Source organism: Nitriliruptor sp. (assembly GCF_040882075.1).
GTDB lineage: Bacteria > Actinomycetota > Nitriliruptoria > Nitriliruptorales > Nitriliruptoraceae > Nitriliruptor.
This window is the reverse complement of sequence record NZ_JBBEBZ010000130.1, coordinates 18,435-20,212: the sequence shown is the minus strand read 5'-3', so window position 1 is coordinate 20,212 and position 1,778 is coordinate 18,435. Positions and strand designations below refer to the sequence as shown.

Here is a 1,778-nt window from a genome sequence, read left to right as displayed (position 1 = left end):
AGGGCGACCTCGACTCCGCCTGAGCTGAGAGGAACCAGCCGTGACATCGAGCTTCGACGAGCGAGCAGCCACCTGGGACGACGAGCCCGACCACGTCCGACGGGCCGCCACCGCCGCAGCGGCGATCCGTGCGGCCGTGCCGCTCACGGCCGCCACCCGTCTGCTGGAGTACGGGGCCGGCACCGGGGCGGTATCGGAGGCGCTGGCCTCCGAGGTGGGGCCGGTGACGCTCGCGGACCCTTCCACGGGCATGCGTGCGCGGATGGAACAGAAGCGGTCCGAGGGACGGCTGCCGGGCAGCGTTCGGATCTGGGACCTCGACCTGGCGACCGCGCCGCCGCCGGAGGGTGAACGGTTCGACCTGGTCGTCACGGTGATGACCCTGCACCACATCCGCGACCTGGCGCCGGTGCTGAACGGTTTCGCCACGCTCCTCGACCATGGCGGCCGGCTGTGCGTCGTCGACCTCGAGGCGGAGGACGGCTCGTTCCACCGTGACCACCCGGACTTCGACGGACACGACGGTTTCGAGCCGGACGAGCTGTCCGTGCTCCTGCGCTCCCACGGCTTCGAGGATGCACGATTCGAGCGCATCGACGAGCTCGAGCGGGACGGCCGCCGCTACCCCATCTTCCTCGCGACCGCGTCGCGGCCGACACACGGAGCGACCCCCGGCTGAGCTCGACCTGGCGACGACCGGAACGAACGTCCGGAGGCCAGACGCGCGGTGGGCGACCGGTCCCTCGCGTGACCGCGCGCGGGCTCCAGGTTCGCGACCGGTCGGTCGATATCGTGAGCACGGATGTCTCAGGGTGTTCCGGTCGCCGATCGTGGCGGCTCCCCACGTCCGGACCGCTGTCTGATCGGCTGGTCGCGCCGCACCCGCGGTCCGACGCCGGTCACCGGGATGGGCCGTCGGCACGCTGACGGCCCGCTCACAGCTGCCGCAGGATCCGACGAAGGATCGACGATGAAGCTGACCCGTTCCCGTCCGGTCGTTGCACGTGCGCGTCGCGGCGCCCTCCCTCTCGCGGCGCTCGTCGCGCTGCTCTCGTCCGGTCTGGTCCTGCCGCTCAGCGGTGCCGACGCCGCCACGACGGTCCCGCTCGGCACGGCCAGCAGCTTCGCGATCCTTGCCGGCTCCACCATCACCAACACCGGCCAGAGCGTGGTCACCGGGGACATCGGGCTCCACCCCGGCTCGTCGGTGACCGGCTTCGGACCCGGCGCGAACGCCATCACGCAGGACGGCTCGCTGCACGTCGCGAACGGGGCGGCGCTCCAGGCGAAGGCCGACCTCGGCACGGCGTACACCAACGCGTCGGGCCAGGGTCCGGCGACCGAGGTGCCCACCGAGCTCGGCGGGTCGCTCCTCACCGCAGGCGTGTACGACTCGGCATCCGGCACCTTCGGGGTGACCGGGGCCCTCACCCTCGACGCCGAGGGTGACCCGAACGCGGTGTTCATCTTCCAGGCGGCGACGACGCTGATCACCGACTCGGCCAGCAGCGTGAACCTCATCAACGGCGCCAGCCTCTGCAACGTCTTCTGGCAGGTCGGCAGCTCCGCCACGTTGGGGTCCGGCTCCACCTTCCGCGGCACGATCCTCGCTGCCCAGTCCGTCACCCTCGGGACCGGCGCCACCGTGGGTGGCCGGGTCCTGGCCCGCAGCGGGGCGGTCACCATGGACACCAACACGATCAGCAACGGCGCCTGCACCACGACGGACGGCGACGGCCCCACGGACGGCGACGGCCCCACGGACGGCGACGGCCCCA

The 1,778-nt window shown here is 72.2% G+C and carries 2 protein-coding genes; both read left to right on the top strand.

Features of this window, described 5'->3' with window-relative positions:
• Nucleotides 1–40 precede the first annotated feature (40 nt).
• Nucleotides 41–679: a class I SAM-dependent methyltransferase gene (locus WEB03_RS07970; protein ID WP_368070417.1), complete on the top strand. Its 639-nt coding sequence runs from the start codon at nt 41–43 to the stop codon at nt 677–679.
• A gap of 291 nt (nt 680–970) precedes the next feature.
• A partial coding sequence (locus WEB03_RS07965) for an ice-binding family protein (RefSeq protein WP_368070416.1) occupies nt 971–1,778 on the top strand: 808 nt, incomplete at its 3' end.